At 47.1% G+C, this 21365-nt stretch carries 20 protein-coding genes; 11 read left to right on the top strand and 9 right to left on the bottom strand.

Annotation, left to right across the window (positions count from 1 at the left end; all coding sequences use genetic code 11):
- Positions 1 to 177 precede the first annotated feature (177 nt).
- The 4 genes from MHI55_RS29355 (at position 178) to MHI55_RS29340 (ending at position 5396) form a co-directional block, all read left to right on the top strand.
- Complete coding sequence (locus MHI55_RS29355) at positions 178 to 747, top strand: glycerol-3-phosphate responsive antiterminator (RefSeq protein WP_026081418.1); 570 nt, start codon at positions 178 to 180, stop codon at positions 745 to 747.
- Between the two features lie 28 nt (positions 748 to 775).
- A complete protein-coding gene (gene glpK / locus MHI55_RS29350; protein WP_076251780.1) occupies positions 776 to 2263 on the top strand; it encodes a glycerol kinase GlpK in 1488 nt (495 codons plus the stop codon).
- A 401-nt stretch (positions 2264 to 2664) separates the two neighbouring features.
- Positions 2665 to 4323: an FAD-dependent oxidoreductase gene (locus MHI55_RS29345; RefSeq protein WP_340387931.1), complete on the top strand. Its 1659-nt coding sequence runs from the start codon at positions 2665 to 2667 to the stop codon at positions 4321 to 4323.
- 68 nt (positions 4324 to 4391) lie between these two features.
- On the top strand, positions 4392 to 5396 hold the full coding sequence (locus MHI55_RS29340) for a Gfo/Idh/MocA family oxidoreductase (protein WP_339190809.1): 1005 nt from the start codon (positions 4392 to 4394) through the stop codon (positions 5394 to 5396).
- Between the two features lie 104 nt (positions 5397 to 5500).
- Here the strand turns inward: MHI55_RS29340 and MHI55_RS29335 are convergent, their stop codons facing one another.
- A complete protein-coding gene (locus tag MHI55_RS29335; protein ID WP_026081419.1) occupies positions 5501 to 5800 on the bottom strand; it encodes a helix-turn-helix domain-containing protein in 300 nt (99 codons plus the stop codon).
- A gap of 423 nt (positions 5801 to 6223) precedes the next feature.
- Between MHI55_RS29335 and MHI55_RS29330 the strand changes: the two genes are divergently transcribed.
- Positions 6224 to 6604, top strand: coding sequence for a DoxX family protein (locus MHI55_RS29330; protein ID WP_051447288.1), 381 nt, complete (start codon positions 6224 to 6226; stop codon positions 6602 to 6604).
- Between the two features lie 124 nt (positions 6605 to 6728).
- On the opposite strand, the gene MHI55_RS29325 is transcribed toward MHI55_RS29330, so the two are convergent.
- From MHI55_RS29325 to MHI55_RS29305, 5 genes are all read right to left on the bottom strand, one after another.
- Positions 6729 to 7568: a DNA alkylation repair protein gene (locus tag MHI55_RS29325; RefSeq protein ID WP_257467778.1), complete on the bottom strand. Its 840-nt coding sequence runs from the start codon at positions 7566 to 7568 to the stop codon at positions 6729 to 6731.
- 77 nt (positions 7569 to 7645) lie between these two features.
- A complete protein-coding gene (locus tag MHI55_RS29320; protein ID WP_101313514.1) occupies positions 7646 to 8341 on the bottom strand; it encodes a Crp/Fnr family transcriptional regulator in 696 nt (231 codons plus the stop codon).
- Positions 8342 to 8468: 127 nt separating this feature from the next.
- Entirely contained in the window at positions 8469 to 8987 is a 519-nt protein-coding gene (locus tag MHI55_RS29315) for an AbrB/MazE/SpoVT family DNA-binding domain-containing protein (protein ID WP_036612972.1), read from the bottom strand.
- 105 nt (positions 8988 to 9092) lie between these two features.
- Entirely contained in the window at positions 9093 to 9773 is a 681-nt protein-coding gene (locus MHI55_RS29310; protein WP_076251772.1) for a CidB/LrgB family autolysis modulator, read from the bottom strand.
- Entirely contained in the window at positions 9770 to 10141 is a 372-nt protein-coding gene (locus MHI55_RS29305) for a CidA/LrgA family holin-like protein (protein ID WP_017691758.1), read from the bottom strand. Before MHI55_RS29305 ends, MHI55_RS29310 begins: the two co-directional genes overlap by 4 nt.
- A 161-nt stretch (positions 10142 to 10302) precedes the next feature.
- Here MHI55_RS29305 and MHI55_RS29300 point away from each other — a divergent pair, with 161 nt between their 5' ends.
- The 4 genes from MHI55_RS29300 (at position 10303) to MHI55_RS29285 (ending at position 13801) form a co-directional block, all read left to right on the top strand.
- Complete coding sequence (locus tag MHI55_RS29300) at positions 10303 to 11187, top strand: LysR family transcriptional regulator (RefSeq protein WP_047840818.1); 885 nt, start codon at positions 10303 to 10305, stop codon at positions 11185 to 11187.
- A gap of 109 nt (positions 11188 to 11296) precedes the next feature.
- On the top strand, positions 11297 to 12154 hold the full coding sequence (locus tag MHI55_RS29295) for a carbon-nitrogen hydrolase family protein (RefSeq protein WP_036612939.1): 858 nt from the start codon (positions 11297 to 11299) through the stop codon (positions 12152 to 12154).
- 254 nt (positions 12155 to 12408) lie between these two features.
- Positions 12409 to 13083, top strand: coding sequence for a GNAT family N-acetyltransferase (locus MHI55_RS29290; RefSeq protein ID WP_339190813.1), 675 nt, complete (start codon positions 12409 to 12411; stop codon positions 13081 to 13083).
- A gap of 46 nt (positions 13084 to 13129) precedes the next feature.
- Positions 13130 to 13801 carry a GNAT family N-acetyltransferase gene (locus MHI55_RS29285; protein WP_149846850.1) on the top strand — a complete coding sequence of 224 codons (672 nt, stop codon included), beginning with the start codon at positions 13130 to 13132 and terminating at the stop codon, positions 13799 to 13801.
- 159 nt (positions 13802 to 13960) lie between these two features.
- Here the strand turns inward: MHI55_RS29285 and MHI55_RS29280 are convergent, their stop codons facing one another.
- On the bottom strand, positions 13961 to 14818 hold the full coding sequence (locus MHI55_RS29280) for an alpha/beta hydrolase (RefSeq protein WP_339190817.1): 858 nt from the start codon (positions 14816 to 14818) through the stop codon (positions 13961 to 13963).
- Between the two features lie 166 nt (positions 14819 to 14984).
- Between MHI55_RS29280 and MHI55_RS29275 the strand changes: the two genes are divergently transcribed.
- The gene (locus tag MHI55_RS29275) at positions 14985 to 15878 is read left to right on the top strand and encodes a LysR family transcriptional regulator (protein WP_339190819.1); all 894 of its coding nucleotides are present in this window, start codon (positions 14985 to 14987) and stop codon (positions 15876 to 15878) included.
- Positions 15879 to 16061: 183 nt separating this feature from the next.
- Here MHI55_RS29275 and MHI55_RS29270 read toward each other — a convergent pair whose 3' ends face one another.
- The gene (locus tag MHI55_RS29270; RefSeq protein ID WP_340387929.1) at positions 16062 to 18038 is read right to left on the bottom strand and encodes an LTA synthase family protein; all 1977 of its coding nucleotides are present in this window, start codon (positions 18036 to 18038) and stop codon (positions 16062 to 16064) included.
- A 171-nt stretch (positions 18039 to 18209) separates the two neighbouring features.
- Positions 18210 to 18707 (bottom strand): antibiotic biosynthesis monooxygenase, encoded by a 498-nt coding sequence (locus tag MHI55_RS29265; protein ID WP_036612926.1) that lies wholly within the window; start codon positions 18705 to 18707, stop codon positions 18210 to 18212.
- A gap of 137 nt (positions 18708 to 18844) precedes the next feature.
- Here MHI55_RS29265 and MHI55_RS29260 point away from each other — a divergent pair, with 137 nt between their 5' ends.
- Complete coding sequence (locus tag MHI55_RS29260; protein WP_340387927.1) at positions 18845 to 21157, top strand: ATP-dependent DNA helicase; 2313 nt, start codon at positions 18845 to 18847, stop codon at positions 21155 to 21157.
- The last annotated feature ends 208 nt before the right edge of the window (positions 21158 to 21365 follow it).

Below are 21365 nucleotides of genomic sequence, written 5' to 3'. Positions count from 1 at the left end.
GTATACGAATAGATGGCTAGCCGTTGATGTACTCTCTGTTATGGAGAAGTACAACAGCGGCTTTTTGCTATGGATGATAGGGTAGCGATCAGGTTTTCCTGATTCACGGAATGGCTTGCCGTTCCCGCAGTGCGGATTATACAATATAGTCATCTGATGAATGCGGGAGGAACCAAGGTGCCATTTGAGGGACAACGTATATTGCCGGCTGCAAAGAGCATGAAGCAGTTTGAAGCGATGATTGAAGGCCCTTATACCTATGGGGTGATGCTGGAAACGCATATTGCACAGCTTCAGAGTGTAATGGACGAGGCTCGGCGGTACGACAAAAAGATACTTTTGCATGCAGATCTGGTCCAAGGATTGAAGAATGATGAGTATGCGGCAGAGTATCTGTGTCAGCACATTCGCCCGGCAGGACTGATCTCTACGCGAGCGAGTGTCATTCAGAAGGCAAAGCAGAAAGGCATTACAGCGATTCAACGTATTTTTCTGCTCGATACCCATGCACTGGAGAAAAGTTATCTGCTGCTGGCCAAAACCCAACCGGATTATATTGAAGTATTACCTGGCGTCATTCCGCATATTATTGCGGAAGTGTCTGTGCGTACAGGGATACCCATTATTGCAGGGGGATTGATCCGTTCACCGGAAGAGGTTGAACTTGCGCTTGGCGTCGGGGCTACGGCAGTGACCACATCCAACGCAGATCTGATCCGACACTTCGAGAAATCGCTTACACCTTAAAAAGAACCCACAACAGGAGGTTGGCTGTATGGAAAAATATATATTGGCTCTGGATCAGGGAACAACAAGCTCCCGAGCTATTCTATTTAACCGTGGCGGGGAGATTGTGCACATTGCACAGCAGGAATTCCCTCAATATTTCCCCAAACCGGGCTGGGTAGAGCAGAATGCCAATGAAATCTGGAGTTCCATTCTTGCCGTGATGGCTTCATGTCTGGCAGAAAGCGGAATCAAACCTGTTCAGATTGCCGGAATTGGAATTACGAATCAACGTGAGACCGTTGTGGTATGGGACAAAGAAACAGGCAGACCCATCTATAATGCAGTGGTATGGCAATCCAGACAGACCGCAGACATCTGTGAAGAATTGAAGACGCAGGGTCTCGGGGACCTTTTCCGCCGTAAAACAGGGTTACTGATCGATCCCTACTTCTCGGGAACAAAGGTGAAGTGGATTCTGGATCATGTCCCTGGTGCCAGGGAGCGGGCAGAGAAGGGTGAACTGCTGTTTGGTACGATTGATAGCTGGCTGATCTGGAAACTGAGCGGGGGTACACATGTCACGGATATATCCAATGCCTCACGTACTCTGATCTATAACATCTATGATCTGCAATGGGATGACGAATTGTTGGATATCCTCGACATTCCCAAGGCTATGCTACCAGAAGTGCGAGGTTCATCCGAGGTGTATGCACACACAACAGACTATCATTTCTTCGGTCATCGGATTCCGATCGCGGGAGCGGCAGGAGATCAACAGGCAGCGATGTTTGGTCAGGGCTGTTACACCAAGGGTAGTATGAAAAATACATATGGTACCGGTTGTTTCATGCTTATGAACACGGGAGAGAACCCGGTACAATCCAATCACGGACTGATTACAACGATTGCCTGGGGGATGAATGGCAAGGTTGAATATGCGCTCGAAGGCAGCATTTTTGTTGCAGGTTCAGCGGTTCAGTGGCTGCGTGATGGATTAAGAATGCTTCGCTCTTCAAAAGATAGCGAGGATTACGCCTTACGTGTGCCTTCGACAGACGGCGTTTATATGGTACCTGCATTTGTGGGACTGGGCAGTCCGTATTGGGATAGTGAGGTGAAGGGTGCAGTGTTTGGCCTGACCCGAGGCACGACAAAGGAACACTTTATCCGTGCTACGCTTGAGGCATTGGCGTATCAGACCAAAGATGTACTGGAGGCAATGGAATCCGACTCGGGTATTCCCGTGCATGCTCTGCGTGTGGATGGAGGAGCGGCGGCCAATGATTTCCTCATGCAGTTCCAGAGTGATATTCTGGGCATTCCTGTCGAACGCCCAACGGTGAATGAAACGACTGCATTGGGTGCGGCTTATCTGGCAGGATTGGCAGTAGGATATTGGACGAGTGCGGATGAATTGACGGATCATGAAAATACGGAGCGTGTCTTCCAGCCTGTTATGGCTGAGCAACAACGAACAGAACTGTATACAGGCTGGAAGCGTGCAGTGAATGCAGCAATGGCTTTTAAATAAAAGAAATGAAATGAATATTTCTTGGTGTGGGTATTTGTACTTTTTAACTAAACATATGTTATAAATGATATTTACTGGTGGAAAATGATGCATGATTTACAGGGTTATTCTTCCTGGAGAAGGTAAAATATATATCCACTATAAGGAAAAAAACAAGGTTAGTGGATTCATTTGAAATTCCATCCTTTGGCAGAACAACTTTTTGAATTTTTTTTGAATAATGTGTCATTTCAGGACTTCACGCCGTCAAAAATCTGTGATAGGATAAAGGCACAAGTTAAAAAAATGATGTCTGGAGATCGGGAGGGACCACGTGCCGCTCAGCAATTGCTGAGCGAATGACGTGGTCCTTTTTTTGTTTTTTTACGGAAATATTAAGGAAATCAATGGGAGGTTCAAGAATGACAGAAACGTTCTCGTCAGCACAACGGACCGAATATTTGCAAAATATGGCGAATGCACATTTTGACGTATTGATTATTGGCGGCGGGATTACAGGCGCAGGGATTGCATTGGATGCGGCTTCGCGTGGGTTGAAGACGGGGCTTGTAGAAATGCAGGATTTTGCAGCAGGTACATCCAGTCGTTCGACCAAACTTGTCCATGGCGGATTGCGTTATTTGAAGCAATATGAAGTGAAGATGGTTGCTGAGGTAGGACGGGAGCGGGCTGTAGTTTATGAAAATGGGCCACATGTGACCACACCGGAACCGATGTTGTTACCGATCTATACGGCTGGCACGTTCGGCCGCTTCAGCACATCCATTGGACTGATGGTGTATGACCGGCTCGCCGGGGTGAAGCGCAGTGAACGGCGCCAAATGTTGAATGCTGGAGCGGTGTCAGATAGTGAACCTTTATTACGCAAACAGGGGTTGTTGGGTGGTGGACTCTATGTGGAGTACCGGACTGACGATGCCAGGCTCACCATAGAAGTTATGAAAGAAGCCGTCAAACGTGGGGCACAGGCAGTGAACTACGTTAAGGCGAAAGGTTTCCTGAAGGAGAATGGCAAGATTACAGGTATTGAAGCCGTGGATCAGATCGATGGGCAGATCTATACGCTAAAAGCAAGCAAGGTGATCAACGCTTCCGGTCCATGGGTGGACGGTCTGCGGGAATTGGACGGTTCGCGCCAGGGGAAAACGCTGCAGATGACCAAAGGCATTCATTTGGTCTTTGATGGTGAACGATTCCCATTAAGACAGGCCGTCTATTTTGATACACCAGATGGTCGAATGGTGTTTGCTGTCCCACGTGATGGCAAAACCTATGTAGGTACAACCGATACCGTATATCAGGATGATCCCGCACACCCGCAAATTTCCGACGCGGATCGCGATTATGTGATTGATGCAGTTAATGGCATGTTTCCAGATGTACACATTGGTACCGAGGACGTGGAATCCGGATGGGCGGGTGTACGTCCACTAATTCATGAGGAAGGCAAGAATCCTTCCGAAATATCACGTAAAGATGAAGTCTGGGTATCCGAATCCAATCTGATTACGATTGCCGGGGGCAAGTTAACTGGATACCGTAAAATGGCCGAGATGGTTGTTGATCTGGTCGCACGCCAGATGGAGCAGGAGAGTGGACATTCCATAGGCCCTTGTGTAACGAAGAAGATGCCCATCTCCGGCGGTGATGTAGGGGGATCGGCTGGATTTGTATCGTATGCGGAGCGCAAGATCAAGGACGGTGTTGCTCTCGGGCTTGCCCGACCTGCTGCGGAGCGGCTGGTTCGCACGTATGGTTCCAATGTGGAGGCACTGTATGAGCGAATGCCCGATCCACGCACCAAGTCCGATCTTCATGGCATGCCACAGGAGTTATTGCTTATGCTACATTACGCGATTGATGAAGAGATGGCTGCAACTCCATCTGACTTTTTGGTACGAAGAACAGGTGATTTATTCTTCCGGATTGATGAAGTTCGTCGCTATAAAGCAGCAGTTATCTCGTATATGGCAGGTCGTTTGGACTGGTCAGAAGAGGAAGTGGTTAAACATACACAGGAACTGGATCAGCTGTTGCTGGAAGCATCCGGCAAAATCTAAGGCAGGATTTCAAGATCGAGAGTCGAATGGAACATGTAAGCGTGTAACATAGAGAGGGGATTACATCCATGACATTACAGATCGGAATCATTGGAACAGGCTGGTTCAGTAAGGTACACGCGGATATTCTCGCACGGATGGAAGGTGTTCGTGTTGCGAGTGTCTGTGGAACTTCGCTCGAAAAGGCAGAGGCTATGGCCTTCGTTTATGATGCTGTTGGTTACGGGGAACTTGAACATATGCTGGATGGTGAGAAGCTGGATGCGGTGTATATCTGTGTGCCTCCGATGTCTCACGGATCAATTGAGTCCGAATTAATCCGCCGCGGTATTCCATTCCTGGTGGAGAAACCGCTGAGTACTGGAATGGACGTTCCACGTCAGGTGTTGGATCAGGTGCAAAAGAGTGGATTGTTAACCTCTGTAGGATACCATTTCCGTTATCAGGAGGCTGCGCAGGTCCTGCGGCAAGCGATGAAAGAACAGACGGTCGGCATGGCTCTTGGCCGCTGGATGGGCGGAATGCCAGGGGTCGCCTGGTGGCGGCGTCAGGACGGTTCAGGAGGGCAATTCGTAGAGCAGACTACACATATTGTAGACTTGCTTCGGTATTGTGCAGGAGAAGTTACGGAGGTATATGCTGTAGCAGCTCAGCGAAGCATGCATGAGAAGCATGAACATGTGACCGTAGCCGATGTGGCAAATGTGACGCTCAAGCTGGAAAGTGGAGCGATTGCCAGTATCGCCAATACATGTCTGTTGCCAGACGGAGAGGGCGGCGCAGGACTCCAGTTCTACACGGATGCAGGTGTGTGGGATTGGACGCCAGAACGTTTGCTTCTGCCAAGTGCCGCAACACATGCGATGGCAGGTCTGGAGATTCCGGCAGGACATAACCCATACGAGCGTGAGAATGAAGCGTTCATTCACGCCCTGCGTACGGGAGACCGTTCACGAATTCTGTCCGATTATGCGGATGCCTGCCGTACACAGGAGATTACGACGGCGGCGCTGGCATCGGCAGATTCCGGTCTGCCGGTACAGCTTCAGCCTTCAAAACATCTTTCTCATTAAAAGGTTGAAGGTAATATAAATACGCCTGAATCAGGGAATGATCCGCAGATCAGCCTGATTCAGGCGTATTTGTGTTGAGTAGAGATTATTAAGTAGCAATTCAACTACTCGGATTTCTGCTGTTTCAACCAGTCGGATGACCAACTGTAGATCTGATCAATGACAGGTTCAATGGCTCTGCCTTTCGGTGTCAATTCATACTCTACACGGGGAGGTATCTCGGGAAACATGTGTCGGGTTACGATACCTTCCGTCTCCATTTCCTTCAATCTCTCCGATAAAAGTCGTCCACTGATCGCCATCTCTGCTTCAAGCTCCGTAAACCGCTTGGGTCCGGACAACAGTTGGTACATGATTAACAGTACCCACTTCTTGCCTATGATGTCTATGGCTTGAGTGATCATACAGGGACTTGGTGATTTTACTTTTTTCAGCTTCAACGTGTTCACCTCGATTCATAATGATTTTCTTCAAAGTTGTATATGAAAGGACATGATTTCTGCCGCTTTAAGAATATAGGACATCCAAGTAAATGAGGGTTACTACAAAATATACTGTAACATACCTTTTGTATGTATTATACATCATACAGTGAAAAATTACTTGAAGAAATTATATTATTATTATATACTAACTTCACAAAAGTAAGTTGGTGATAAATAATACGTATAATATGAACGCGTACTATTCTGAAAATTGAACTGGGCTGAACGGTTGAAAACAGAGTGACCTTTGGGAACTTTTACATAGATTCTTTTTTTACAATGTGCAGCAAAAATAATCATTACATAGTAGGAACATATAATTTGTTACAGGAGGATCTACATATGAACAAGATTTTGGGTTACGTTTTTCTGGTTGTGTTAGCAGGTGTCTTCGTCATGACGGGGTTTAACAAGATTAGTGGGGCAGATATGATGATTCAGACCTTCGAAAGTTTCTCTTATCCTACATGGACGATGTATCTGCTGGGCGCTGCGGAGTTGCTTAGTGCTGTAGGACTGCTGATTCCACGGACTCGCATCCTGGCTTCTGGCATACTGACCTTCATTCTGATTGGGGCCGTGGGAAGTCATCTGATCTATGCACAATACGCTGCTGTTCCGTTCCCGGCTGTGTTGTTGGTAGCTAACATCATTGTCCTGGTTGTGGGTATGCGCAGATTGGAAGCGGAAGAAGAAGGCCAGATGGACGCGATTCAGGCGTAAGTTAAAGATAAGAGGGAACGTTATTGGGCTATTTACCGAGGAAAAGGTATTCCTGTCAAAAGGAATGTAAACGCGGATGCTATACAGAAGATGACCACTGCCAGAGAGCGGTGGTCATCTTTTTTTATGTAAGACTTCGCGTGGCACGTGTAACGATTCGCTGTGTATGTTGGGTATCCGACTGCTGAGTCCAAGTGGCACAGACCTGTCGCACCCACTCTGGATTGGTCTTGCTGGCGTCGTTCAGCCAGTTACTTACCGAATCCTGCACATACTTATGGGCATCGGATTTCACCGCGTCAAGCAAGGGAAGGGCTATGGCCGGATTTTCTTTTAACTCCTGAATATGCTTGGCCCAGACGCCACGAGGTCTGATTGATTCTATGGCAAAGCGACGGATCAGTGGATCAGGGTCAACGCTCCATGGGATTAACTGCTGCAAGGCTAAGGATAATTCGGCAGAGATGGACTCCCGTACAGCCATCCAGGCGATTTCTCTTACACCAAAGTGATGATCTGCTGCAAAGGGCCGAATATGCTCCAACTTTTCAGTCAGGTTCAGACCGGAATCCAGCCCAATGATATAAGCCGCCCAGCAGCGAACACTGTCTGCACGATGCTCTGCAATGGAACAAAAGAGATTCGTTTTTTCATTGACTGATGGACGTTTCAACAGATCAAGCCATTGCATGGCTATGGCCGGGATGATTTTCATGATCCGCTGCTCATCCATCTGTGTTAACTGCTCTGTAATTGCTCTGGTTTCGGCATCCATTCCCCATTCATGGGTAACCTTCTGAAAAAGAGAAACATGATCTACAGCCAGCCATTCGGTCAGATTGACCGATTCGATATGTCCTGCTTGTAGCCAATTGCGGATATGCTCAGGAATTTCCGTTGCTTTACGGGCACCTTTGCGAAGAAAAATGTCTTCAGGGATAAATAGATCTGGTTTAGCATCCAACGGTATACTCCTCCTTGGTTGTATAACATCATGAGTTATACAGTACAACTTGCTGGAGAACAGGGATGTAAGGCATCTTACAAGTTGGCCGTGATTTTCCCAAGGGTAGCGATTTCGTCACGATGAAGGGAGACTGATTTGAATCCGGTACGAATACGTCCAGATTTTGCCAAGTCTTGCATGACAATCGTAACCGATTCCCGTGTGGCTCCTGCCATCCAGGCAATCTCCTGATGGGTAAGCCCGAGTTGAATCCGGCAGTACTCATCTTCTTCGATGCATCCCATCTGTTCAGCCAGCCGGAAGAGATTATGTATCACCTTTTCATGCAGGTTTCCGAGTGCGAGCGTCTGTGTCAACTCGCTCATTCGTTTGATCCGCTCGCTTAGTACGTTCATCAGTCTCATCATAAATTCTGGATGTTCAATCAGAAACTGTTCAAAACGTTGTTTGTTCATCAGGCAAATATCACACTCCTCCATCGTTTCGATATAAACGGCGCGTGTTCCGAGTGAGATTCCGTTCATTTCTCCAAACACGTTACCTTCCGTCAAAATATCGAGAGTGAACTGCTTGCCCTCCGGATTTAATGTATATAAACGGACCTTTCCCCGTTTTACAAAATAGAAACCTTCTGTAAACGTATCGGGTGTCTGGATCTGTCTGTTTTTAGGTATGGTCGTAATAGAAGTCATCCCATCCATTTCAATCAGGTCTGCCTCGGATAAGGAGGACATGAGGTCGAATTGTGATAAATACAGAATTTTATCCATAGAACTCCTTTCCATTACAATATGAATATAAAAAAAAGAAGAACCCACGAAAAACAACGGGTTCTCTTGCAGCGGGACTTCCTGATCGGAAGGTCTTCTGACTATAAATGATCAAATGCCATTTTGATTATAGTAACTTTTTTAATTGAGAGACGCGTCCTTGGCTGATGCCAAGCTTTTCCGCAATTTGCTGTTGAGCCAAACCGGGATTCTGTTCAACAATTTCTTTCATCTGTTGCAGCATACGTGCCGTCTTTGGCCGCAGGTCCGGGTATTCTTGGTTGTCAGCTGTGGTCCCTTCTTCCCTAGCGGGAGATGAGACTGGGGCGGATTTGGAAGCAGGACGCTCCACGGGTGCAGGAGCCTGTTTGTTCTGAGGTACGAACCAGTTGGGAGAGTCATCCGGGTGTTTTAATTGAATTGCACAAGTCCGGCAGATGAATTGTTCTTTGAAATACATTTCCGTATCTACATCACCGCAAAAAATACATAATGTTGATTTGTACTTTCTTAAAATCAACTCTTTTCCTTCAATGAAAAACTCAAGCGGATCGCCGATATGGATTTCCATCGTATCCCGCATTTCTTTGGGAAGGACAATTCGTCCAAGACGGTCCAGAGATCTCTTCATTCCGGTTCTTTTCATCGCATCTCCCCCGCAATATTCACAATTAAAAACCTGTCCTTATTGTAAGGAAGAAAGGGCTTTAATACAACAATAATATTTCAAAAAAGTGGATAATTCCATCCATTATGGGAAAATAAGTTTAGAAAGCACGGGTGCAACCGCTAAAGTGAACAATGCAGCGAGCACCATGGAGATGCTGGAGATGGTACCGGTCAGGGAACTCAGTTCAAACGCCTTGGATGTCCCTGTGCCATGGGCACCGGTTCCAAACAGTGTGCCTCGTGCAATCTCCCCATCGATGCGCAGCATTTTGACGATGGAAGGGCCCATAATTACTCCGAGCAGACCAGTCATAATAACAAAAACAGCTGTCACTGCGGGTATGCCACCGATAGTGGCGGATACGTTCATGGCAATTGGGGTGGTGATCGATCTTGGGATCAGACTATGAATGAGACCGGAATCCAGGCGCAACCATTTGGCGAGCAGGGCAGAAGAAAGTACGGCAACGACCGAACCGGTCATGACACTGAAGACAATCTCGGAAATATGTTTTTTGAGTACATGGAAAAAGGTATAGAGCGGTACGGCAAAAGCCACCGTGGCCGGTTGAAGAAGCAGACTCAGCCATTTGCCACCACTGCTATACGTGGCATAATCCGTTCCGGTTGCAAGCAATATGCCAACAACAAGAAGCGGTGTAATGAGCAACGGAGACAGATATACTTTAGGCAGATTGCGATACATTCGTTTGGTAACCCAATAGATACCGACGGTTAACAACAGGCAGAGGAATCCAATCATCCGGTGTGACGCTCCTTTCGTTTGGCAATTCGTGTAGCCACCAGGCCTGTGCAGGACATGACCAGGAATGTACTAAGTAGTACGATGAATAAAATTTGCAATCCGTCATGCTCCAGCATGGGCATATAGTTCATAATGCCAACGGCTGACGGGATAAAAAATAACAATAGTTCACCGAGCAGCCAGGCAGCTCCAACTTCAATCCAGCGCAACTTCACGACACGAGTCTGAAGCAGAATGAATAACACAACCATACCGAGTATTGAACCTGGTACAGGAAGATGGAGAGTACGGGCCAGCAGGTCCATGAGCAGTGAAAAAACCATTAAGAGCGCAACTTGTGCAATACCAAGGCCCCATTTTTTCACTTCAATCCCTCCTTGTATAATCAACGTAATCGTTTAAGTTATTATGAAAATGAAAATGATTCATTTGATATCACAAATTTTACATGGCTTCCTTTCATGAGTAAAATGCATATTAAGAATGTTTACTATTCCATTTGTCTATGAGAGGTGAGTATCAACCGATGGATATCCGCCATTTGCAATATTTTCTGGAAGTTGCCCGGCAGCAGAGCTTCACAAAAGCCGCCGAAGTTCTGTATATCACTCAGCCCACGATCAGCAAGACGGTCAAGAGTCTTGAAGAGGAACTGGGTATCACGTTGTTGGACCGTTATGGGAAGAAAGTTGAACTAACCGATGCAGGCCATGTGTTTTTTCGGCAGGCACTTGAGATTGAAAAATCATTCCGCAGTCTGTCGTCCGAATTGGACGATCTGATGAACTTGAAGAAAGGCCATCTGCGGATTGGTTTGCCGCCGATGGTAGGATCAAGCTTTTTCCCCATGATCATTGGTGAATTTCACAAAGCCTACCCGCAGGTGACCATTCAGCTGTTTGAGGATGGTGCCAAAAAAGTAGAGGCCGATGTGATCAGTGGTGCACTGGATATTGGCGTTGCCGTACTGCCAACCGTGGATGAGCTGTTGGATCATTTTGTGTTTGTGAAAGAGAAGCTGAACCTGCTCGTACACCCTTCACATCCACTTGCTGGAAAAGAATCGGTCGCGCTGCATGAACTGGAAAACGACGCCTTTGTGCTGTTTAGGGAGGATTTTGCATTGCATGACCGGATTATTGTGGCCTGTCAGCATGCTGGCTTCCAGCCCCGTGTGGTATATGAGAGCTCCCAGTGGGATCTGCTCAGCGCGATGGTTGCTGCCAATTTGGGGGTAGCCTTACTGCCGGAGACGATCTGTCGTGAGGTAGACCATATGCGCGTGCGCATTATACCCGTGGTGGAACCGGTGATTCCATGGCAGCTCGGCATGATCTGGCGGAAGGATCGTTATCTTTCATTTGCCACGAGAGAGTGGATTGGATTCACTCAGTCGATGCTGGGTGAGTAAGGGAAGCGAAAGGAAGGTTGTTCCATTCTAGTGCCCAGTGTAAATACTCTTTTGTTGACCCCGGATCGTTGTTACAATGGAAGCATAATCATGATGGAGGTGTACGAACATGAAACTGCGGGTATCCGCTGTACAATACCAATTGCACACAATCAGCTCGTTTGAGCAGTTCGCCGCTCAGGCTGAGCATTACATACGGACAGCGAGTGAATACGGAACCGAATTTGTGCTGTTCCCGGAATTTTTCACAACGCAGTTAATGTCCATTGGGGACAAACAAGGCAATGCACTGACAATTGAGGATCTGCCGAACTTTACGGAGCAATATGAACAACTGTTCACGTCACTCGCTGCCAAGTACGGCATGCACGTCATCGGGGGAACCCACGTCATTCGCCGTGAAGGGAAGCTGTATAATACAGCCCACATGTTCTACCCGGATGGTCGCATCGCGCGGCAGGACAAGATTCACATTACACCAACCGAAGTCCAGGAATGGAACATGGCTCCCGGAGAGGGACTTGAGGTGTTCGACACGGACAAAGGCCGTATTGCGATGCTGACCTGTTACGATATTGAATTCCCGGAAATTGTACGGATGGCCAAAGCCAAAGGCGCAGACGTAATTTTCTGTCCTTCCTGTACGGACGATCGTCACGGATTCTACCGTGTGCGTTATACGAGTCATGCCCGCGCGGTAGAGAATCAGGTGTATGTTGTGTTAACCGGAACAGTGGGTAACCTGCCGACCGTTGATTTCATGCGTGCCAACTATGGACAGGCTGCAATTATTACGCCGAATGATATTCCGTTCCCGCCACGTGGCATTCTGGCCGAGGGTGAGATTAACAACGATATGATCGTGACCGCCGATCTGGATCTGGACTTGTTGTATGAGGTACGTGAACGTGGATCGGTAACGACCTGGCGTGACCGCCGTACTGATCTGTATACCGATTGGGAGTAGGCAACCTTATAGAGGTTGTTCAAAAAGCCCGCTTTTGATTACGAAGGATGCCTAGTGGCATCATCAGCATCGAATATGGAATTCAGCCGAAATGTCCGTTGCTCACGTAGTCTTCCCTACGCTCCGCTACTCCATTTCTAGCTTCATCCCATCTTCTCGGTACTGAAAACCGACCTTTTTGAACACATAATTAAAACCGAAGCGAAACAGAGTAGGGAATTCATTTTGTCAGTGGAAAGGGGTGAACCGGCAACATGTATACCAAAGAAATGCTGATCACCGATCCGGAGCGAAGTGGTAAAAGGGTAAAGGCAGTCGTTCGCAATTATGTTACTGCCGACTTTGAGGAACTCATTGGCATTCAGGCGGAGAGTTTCCCTCCTCCTTATCCGGAAGAACTGCTCTGGAGTCACGAGCAGCTCACCAGTCATGTACAGCATTACCCGGAGGGTGCCATCTGTATTGAAGTCGATGGAGAGTTGGCCGGATCAATGACCTCGCTACGGATGCAGTGGGACCCTGCACATCCAGCAAGTCATACATGGGCCCAAGTAACGGATGACGGTTATATTCGTAACCACCAGCCGGATGGCAACACGCTGTATATTGTTGATCTCTGTGTTCGTCCAAAGTACCGCAAATGGGGACTGGCTCAGCTTATGATGCAGGCGATGTACCACCTTGTCATCGCTCAGGGGATGGATCGGTTACTTGGTGCTGGTAGAATGCCCGGTTATCATTTGGTTGCAGACCAACTGTCTGCGCAGGAATATCTGGATCAGGTAGCAGCGGGAGAGAGGCGTGACCCGGTGATATCGTTCCTGCTTCGCTGTGGCCGCATGCCTGTTGGTGTGACCGCAGACTATCTGGACGATGAGGAATCCTGCAACTATGCAGCCCTGATGGAGTGGCGGAATCCGTTCAGATAAAGAAATGTTAAATGAAATACATTATCAATCGAGGGGGTATTTATTCATGGAATTCACGCGCATTACATCCATTAAAGATCCATTGTTTGCCCAAATGCACAAGTTGATGCAGGAGATTTTCCCGCGGGAAGAAGTGCTGGACTTCTCCCTATGGGAAGAACCGCTGGAAGATCCGGGTATTCGGGTGTTCGTGGCTGTACATGAGGGACAGGTTGTTGGAGCGACGGAGTACCGTTATTACGAGGACTGGAACGTAGCCATGACGGACTTCACGATTATTGGGCGTGAAGGTCTGGGGATCGGCAGTTTCCTGGCGAATCACCGCAAGCGTGATCTGCAAAAGCTGGCTGCAGCAAACGGGAAAGAATTGTTCGGTATGTTTGCCGAAATCTACAACCCTTATCTGAGTCAGGATCACGAGTTTGGCGGCATCAAGCCGATGGACCCGTATGTGCGTCGCGAAGTGCTGTCCCATCTAGGATATCAGCGTCTGGACTTCCCATATGTTCATCCATCTTGGCAAGGTGACGGTGAAGCGGTTGGCGGCTTGGACCTGTGCTTCATGCCAGGTGATGAGTCGCTTGGTGAACTGCCAGCAAGCCTAGTGGCTGATTTCCTGAATCGATATTATGCAGTGCTTCCTAACAAACCACAAGAATGGCTTGCCATGGTAGAGCAATTGACTGCTCGCAAGTCGGTTGCGCTACTGCCGTTGTAAACTGGACGGGATAGAACATTAAATCATAGTGGCGTTGCAAGTACCTTGAAGAATGATGACAGATGCAAAAAGCCCGTAGAACAGGCCATTATTGGACCTGCTTTCTACGGGTTTTTTCTATTTAGTTCAAGGTTGAGATTGAGCCAATGTAAGTTGGTTTTAAAATATTTTCTTTAAGAAGTGGTGAATGAGCTCATGGATCTCTGTCACATGTGTTTCGAGAGCAAAATGCCCAGTATCAAGTAAATGCACTTCTGCAGATGGGATATCACGCTTATAAGCTACAGCTCCAGCAGGAAGAAAGGCGGGATCATTTTTACCCCATACAGCTAGAAGAGGAGGTTGATAACTGCGGAAATAAGTCTGAAATTCAGGATAAAGATCCACGTTTGTTCTATAATCGAGGATTAAATCCAGTTGGATTTCTTCAGCTTCCGGGCGTGACATGTAGGCAATATCCAGTGAATATCCGTCTGGTGAAACAAGGCTAGCATCAGTTCCATGAAGATACTGAAAGTTACGGATAGTTTCAGGGGTTAAGGAATCACGACATGCTTCACGATTTTCAGGTGTTGGAGAGTGCCAATACATCTCCCAAGGTCCCCATGCGTCACTAAACCCTTCGACATATGCGTTGCCATTCTGACTAATAATGGCTTGAACTTGTTCCGGGTGAGCCACTGCCAAGCGATAACCGACAGGCGCCCCATAATCAAACACATACATTACATATTTCTTAAGAGCTAATGCTTCAGTGAAACCTTCAATAACTCGAAACAGGCTGTCAAATGTGAAGTCAAACTGACTACGCGGTGGAGTTGTTGTGCGACCAAACCCAGCAAGATCAGGGGCAATGACACGGTATTGTTCTGCGAGTTTGGGAATAAGGTCGCGAAACATATGACTAGAGGATGGAAACCCGTGTAATAGTAAAATAACTTGGCCATCCTTAGGCCCGGCTTCACGGTAAAAAACTTCGACATCTCCAACTTTCTGGTGCTGATAACTAATCTTCATTTTTTACATCTCCTTCTGGATTCATTAAGAAGTCCAATATTATTTCTCTTACTTACTTGTAGAACTGGTGATGACGTGTTTTTATTGTATAATTAAACTATTCATTTGAATAACGAATAGATTGAATGCTAGCTATTTTAAATCGAAATACAAAAGGGTGAAAGATATGATAAATTCCTTAGAGGGTCGTTTTTTTCAGGCATTTATTGCTTTGCTTGAAGAGAAGAGTTTCAGCCGAGCTGGGGAGCGCTTAGGTTATGTCCAGTCCACAGTAACAACTCATATTCAACAGCTGGAGAAGATCTGCGGACAGAAGTTGTTTCATCGATTTCCACGAGGGGTGGAACCTACGGAAGCTGGAAAAGTATTTTCCAAATATGCTTATCAGTATGTCCACTTAAGTGAATCCCTTAAAGAAAGTATGAATGATATGAATGAGCCGTGCGGAACAATAAATATTAGACTACAGGAATCCTTTTTTCTTACACGCATGCTTCCATTTGTACAGGAATATACGAGAAACTTTCCAAGCGTAAATTTACGTGTTGAACAAGGGGCGCATCAAGATATTCTAAAAAGTGTGCTGGATTATGCCCTGGATTTTGGCATTGTTCCTCAAAACCCTGAGCGACATGACATTCTCTTTTATCCGATTATGGAAGAGACTATTGTTTTTGTTGCATCTGAGGATTTGGTTCGGAAAGTGGAAAGTGTAGGGGCGCAGATTTTAAATGACGAGGTGTTTATCAGTAACGGCACATCTTGTTTGTATCATACGACTGCTGTAGATGTTCTAAAGAATGAAGGGATTGTGGTTAAGGATGCGTTAGAGCTTTCAAGTCTTGAGATGATCAAGGAACTTGTATGCTGTGGAAAAGGTTTTGCCTTGGTCCCTATAATAGCGATCAAAAACGAACTAAAGATGGGTAGATTAAAAATTCTTCCTTTTACTTCTAAAATAAGCTTTACGCATGGTCTGATTGTTCATAAAAATCGAGAGCGTAGTTTTACTGCTGAAAGTTTCCAATCGGAACTACTGAAATATTTTAAAGAATATTGATCCATCAGCTCTTGTAGCTTCTGAAATGGAAAAGGGTTGAATGCCGATTGTGTGTAATTCAAATAACGCACATGTTCATCCTTGCAGGATTGATCATGTACGTTATAGATGTGTAATCTTGAAGAAACTTCAGTATTTGGTGATTCACTATGAAGCTCTTTTTAGAATATTAGAAAAATAAAATTAGTTCGCGTCCTTTCGATCCGGTAGTTGGCTCAAATAACTGTTGGACAAGTGTGCAAGATCCAATGCTCGATCATATTGTTCCTTCGTTATAAACCGTGAAGAAGACTGCCAATTGGGTGTGGCTATAGCTGGAGATTCCTCATCTCCCGAAATCTTCGATATCTCTTCTGAAGGAACACCCGTCTGCTGTTGCTCGGCATCTTGTCTGCCCGCATCAGCTAGGGAATAATGTGTTCCGTCCCCGTATCCTTTCGCCGGTATGAAGAGAGAAGCATCGTTTAGCACGGAACCGGAAGGAAGATAATATCGTTCGGGTAGGAGATTTCCACCTTCATGCAACAAATCCTGTCCGAAGTGTAATTGGTCCTTCAGCGATACTCCGGTGAGTCCCGCAATCGTTGGCAGAATGTCCACCTGGCCTCCGATCTGCTCCAGCTGTACACCCGGAGTAGCACCCGGGGCCGAGATAATGAGTGGAATATTAATCATATCTGCTGATGTGTATTCCCGACCATACAATTCTTTCATAAGGACTTTGTCATCCCGATCCAGTGAGTAGATGGGAAGTCCAAGGTGATCCCCGTACAAGACGAACAAGCTATTTTCCCATAATCCCCGTTCTTTCATTCCAGCAATCAACTGTCCAACTGCCTCATCCGCATAATGCTGTGATATCAGATAATCACCGGGCAACGTATCCTTGTAACGCTCTGGCAGCGTCAGCTTCACCTTGTTTTTAGGCAAAGTGTACGGGTGGTGGGCTGACATGGAGATGATATGGGCATAGAAGGGATCGCCCGAAGACTGCATGGATTCCAGCTTATCCAGTGTTTTGGAATATAGTACTTCATCCGAGGCCGAAAAGGCGATAGAGTCCTGTGTGCCGAAATAATTAATATCATAATACTGGTCAAATCCAAGTGCCTTGTATAACTGATCCCGATTCCAGAAACGAACATCATTTGTATGAAATGTAGCTGTCTGATATCCGTTTGCTGACATCAGCTTGGGTAGACTCGGCAGAGCTTTATCCGCATATACAGTTGTTGCTGCCCCGTTCGGCGGGGTGTAGAACGATGTGTTCACAACAAATTCTGCATCCGATGTATTTCCCTGTCCCACTTGCTGATAGAAGTTCGGAAAATACAGGCTCTGTCTAGCCAATTGATTCAGATTAGGCGTAATCTCTTGTCCATCTACCTCTAATCCAATCAGAAAGTTCTGAAACGATTCCAACTGGAGCATAATCACGTTGCGTCCGCTCGCGGCACCCTGCTCCACAATTGCAGGAAATTCGGTCGTTTGTTTCAGCCGGTCGATGTCAGTCTGATCAATGTGAGCAATGGGCACAGGTTTATCAGGTCGATCCAGGATGGTATACGCCTCGTAACCGAGGATGCCCATCTGTTCTGCTTGTGTAAGCTCACTCATGCTGGCCCGATTGGGATAGATGTTGAGCATGCACAGGATCATGGAAAGGGTCAGAATGACCGAGGCAACCCGTCTTCTGGCACGTCGTTCAAGCGGAATGCGGTTCGGACGTTCTGTACTCCCGAGCTTGATCCGACGACGAATGAGTATCCCCCCGATAATCAGAACGTCTACAAAAATAAACAAATAATAGGGGTCAAGCAAAGAAAACATGCTGCTCTTGACCGAGGTCACCTGATTCACCTGTGCCAACGCATGATAGTTAACGATTACGCCATAGTATTTGTAGTACATGATGGCTGCAAAGAAAATCCCTGAGAGCAGCAAATTCATGGCAAGGTATATCCACATTCGCCGCTTGGCAGCAAACCACTCGATTAGACAGAAGCCGATCCAGATGAGCGGCAATTCGGTCAGCAGTGGTTTCCAGACAGGGATGTCATCAAAGATAACAATCCAGGCCAGTGAACTTTTGATCATCATGATAATGGTAAAGAATATAAACGGTCCGCTTAGAAATCGGGTGAGTGAACTGCGTGACAAGGTACCGCCTTCCCTTCCGAAGTTTCATTTAACAAGTATTATCCTATCTCAGCATGGCTGTGTCAAAAATGAGAGCCTTCTATAATTGACGGCAAAAAACCTCTCCCATGCAGGAAGAGGTTTGAAAAAACATGGGCTACTGCGATAAAAGCCAGATGCGACCCAATTTCGTTATTCTATAGTGTACGTTGTGACGTAAGAAGGTCTGGGGAACATGGTAGGCTTCTGTGCGGTCAGCCCTTCGCTAGTACTGCGGTTACGGTGAGCGTGACTATAAGCTTGGGATTCCTGCCAGCCTTTGAAATGTTCCTCCGACTGCCAGAGTGTAAGTACGACATATGTGTCATCCTTCAGAGGACGAAGCACACGAATACCAACAAAGCCAGGCTCGTCTTCTACCTTGCGGGCACGGTTCTTAAACCGTTCTTCAAAATCGTTCCGACCATCCTCTGTGACAGGGATATTGTTGAGAACAGCGTAACCACCGCCAGTCCAGGAGCCTGCGGCATCAAAAGCTTCATATGCCGCTACTTTATCATCAGACTCAATATTCATCAGGCGTTCTGCGGATTCAATAGCCAGACGCACGTGCTCTTCGCTTCGCAAAGTCAGATGCGGGTATGCAGCAAGTGCATCCGGAATCGGTGAAGGAACCAAATAGATATACATAGAAGCGGCCTCCTTATTAAGTACATTCTATTTCAAGATAGCATATGGGATTGTGCGAGTCCAATCGGCGGATCAACTGGTTTGAGTACGTCTTTTCATGATAAAGTATAGTCACTACAAACAGAACGGGTGATCGTATGACAACAACAATTCGGATATCGGTTAGACCTTTGGTGGAGTATGTGTACCGCAGTGGCAGCATACGTCCAGGGTTCAGGACCAATGCCTCGATGCAGGAGGGAACTCGAATTCATCAGCGGGTACAGAAGGAGTACACGGAAGAGGATTTAAAAGAGATTGTGCTCGAAGCTGAGATTCAACATGGGGATCTGACCTATGTGGTGGAGGGACGATGTGATGGCCTGATCCGGTTGGAGGGTCAGTTGACAGTGGATGAGATCAAATCAACTGCGGGCAATCTGGATGATCTGGGTGAGGGGCTTCCCGTGCATTGGGCGCAGGCCATGATGTATGCCTACATGTACGCCGTTCAGCAAGATGAACCACGCATGCAAGTGCAGCTGACGTACGTGCATTCGGTAACTCATGAAGAAAGACGATTCCGCCGAATGGCAGAACGAGAGGAACTGGAGCAGTTTGCGGCAGAAGTGATTGCCGGTTATGCGCCATATGCAGAGATGATCGCTGCATATGAAGAAAAGCGTGATATCAGTGTGAAAGAGCTGCCGTTTCCTTTTCGCAAATACAGGGAGGGACAGCGAAAGCTGGCAGGAGCCGTTTACAAAACAATCCGTGAGGGTCAGGGATTGATGGCCAAAGCACCAACAGGCATTGGTAAAACGATGTCCGTACTGTTCCCCACGGTCAAAGCGATTGGCGAAGGCGAAGCGAGCCGATTGTTCTATCTGACCGCGAGGACGACGACACGGGTGGCGGCAGAAGAAGCTTTTGCCCGGATGCAATCGGAAGGATTGAAGATGCATGTGATTAGTCTGACCGCGAAGGACAAGATATGTTTTAAAGAAGAGGAAGCTTGTGATACGGGGCAATGCGGCATGTGTGAAGGATATTATGACCGTATTAACGGGGCCGTGCTGGACATGCTGGAACATGAGACGTTGATGACACGTCCGGTCATCGAGCGGTATGCGCGCAAACATCGGGTGTGTCCGTTTGAGTTTTCACTGGATGCGGCGTATGCAGCCGATGCGGTGATCTGCGATTATAACTATATTTTCGATCCGAGGATCTCTCTGAAAAGAATGTTGGAGGAGCAGAAACGCAAGACGGTGTTATTGGTGGACGAGGCACATAATCTGGTTGATCGTGGCCGAATGATGTTTTCCGCTGAGCTGGAGAAGGCAGTATTTCTGGATGTGAAAAGAGAGTTCCAGTCGCTGGACAGCAGTGTGCCTGCTGCCAAAGCCATTGTTGACTACACCGGGGCCATTGATAAGTATCTGATTACCCTTCGGAAAAACGGTGGAGAAGAAGGAAAGATCATCCAGCAGGAAGCACCGGAGGAACTGATTGAACGACTGGAACCTTTTGTCATGGTTGCGGAGCAATGTCTTGTTGAAGGTGGTTCAGGGAATGCCGAGACGGATCAGCTGCTGTTGGATGCCTACTTCACGGCACAGAATTTCCTGCGTATTGCCAAGCTGTATGATGAACGTTTTATTACGTATGCAGAGTGTGTTCGAAGTGAAGTGAGAGTGAAGTTATTTTGTCTCGATCCTTCGGTACTGCTTCGTCAGACGGCCAAAGGATTCCGCTCCCTCATTCATTTTTCGGCCACATTGTCACCCCTTCGCTATTATCGGGATATGCTGGGTGCAGAGGAAGAGGATTATACATTGCAGATTCCATCGCCGTTTCAGCGTGAACAATTGGATGTGAGACTCCTGCCCTTATCCGTGCGTTATAAGGACAGGGAACAGTCCCGGCGCCCCATTGCGGAGATGCTGCAACAGCTAGTAAGTGAGTGGCCGCGCAGCAATTTAATGGTCTTCTTCCCTTCTTATCCTTATATGCGGGAGATATACGAAACCTATGCACAGCTTCCAAGTGAAGCGGATACGGTCATACAAAAGCAAGGCATGAACGAACTGGAACGGGAGCAGTTTTTGGATGGATTTCAGCCGAATCCTGAACGAACACGCTTGGTATTTGCCGTCATGGGTGGCGTATTCTCGGAGGGTGTCGATCTGCCGGGAGACCGCTTGAATGGCGTGGTTGTGGTAGGTGCGGGGCTGCCGCAGATTGGTCTGGAGAACAACGTATTACGTGATTACTATGATCGGACAGGACGCAACGGATTCAATTATGCCTATATTTTCCCCGGTATGAATAAGGTGCTGCAGGCGGGTGGACGGCTGATTCGGACAGAAGAAGACAGGGGTGTGCTGGTGCTGGTCGATGATCGTTTTATCCAAGAACCGTATCGTTCCCTGCTGCCCGAGGAGTGGCGGGACTATAAACGAATTTGATGAAAGAACTATGAATGAAATGATGCATGTATATAAGTTGAACTAATCATTTACACGATAACGGAGAGGACAGAAAAAACCTGAAAAAGCGAAGCGTTCGCCTAAAAGCTTTCTGAAAGAAAGCTGCATCGGAAGCTTAAGCTATCCTCGGATTTTCCCCTTCGAAAAAGGGAATCAAAAAATCTGGGGATAACAGCGATTGGAAGGT

It is taken from the genome of Paenibacillus sp. FSL E2-0151, from assembly GCF_037993015.1.
Classification (GTDB): Bacteria; Bacillota; Bacilli; order Paenibacillales; family Paenibacillaceae; genus Paenibacillus; species Paenibacillus amylolyticus.
The sequence above is the reverse complement of the archived record's forward strand: the minus strand, read 5'-3'. Positions and strand labels throughout refer to the sequence as shown.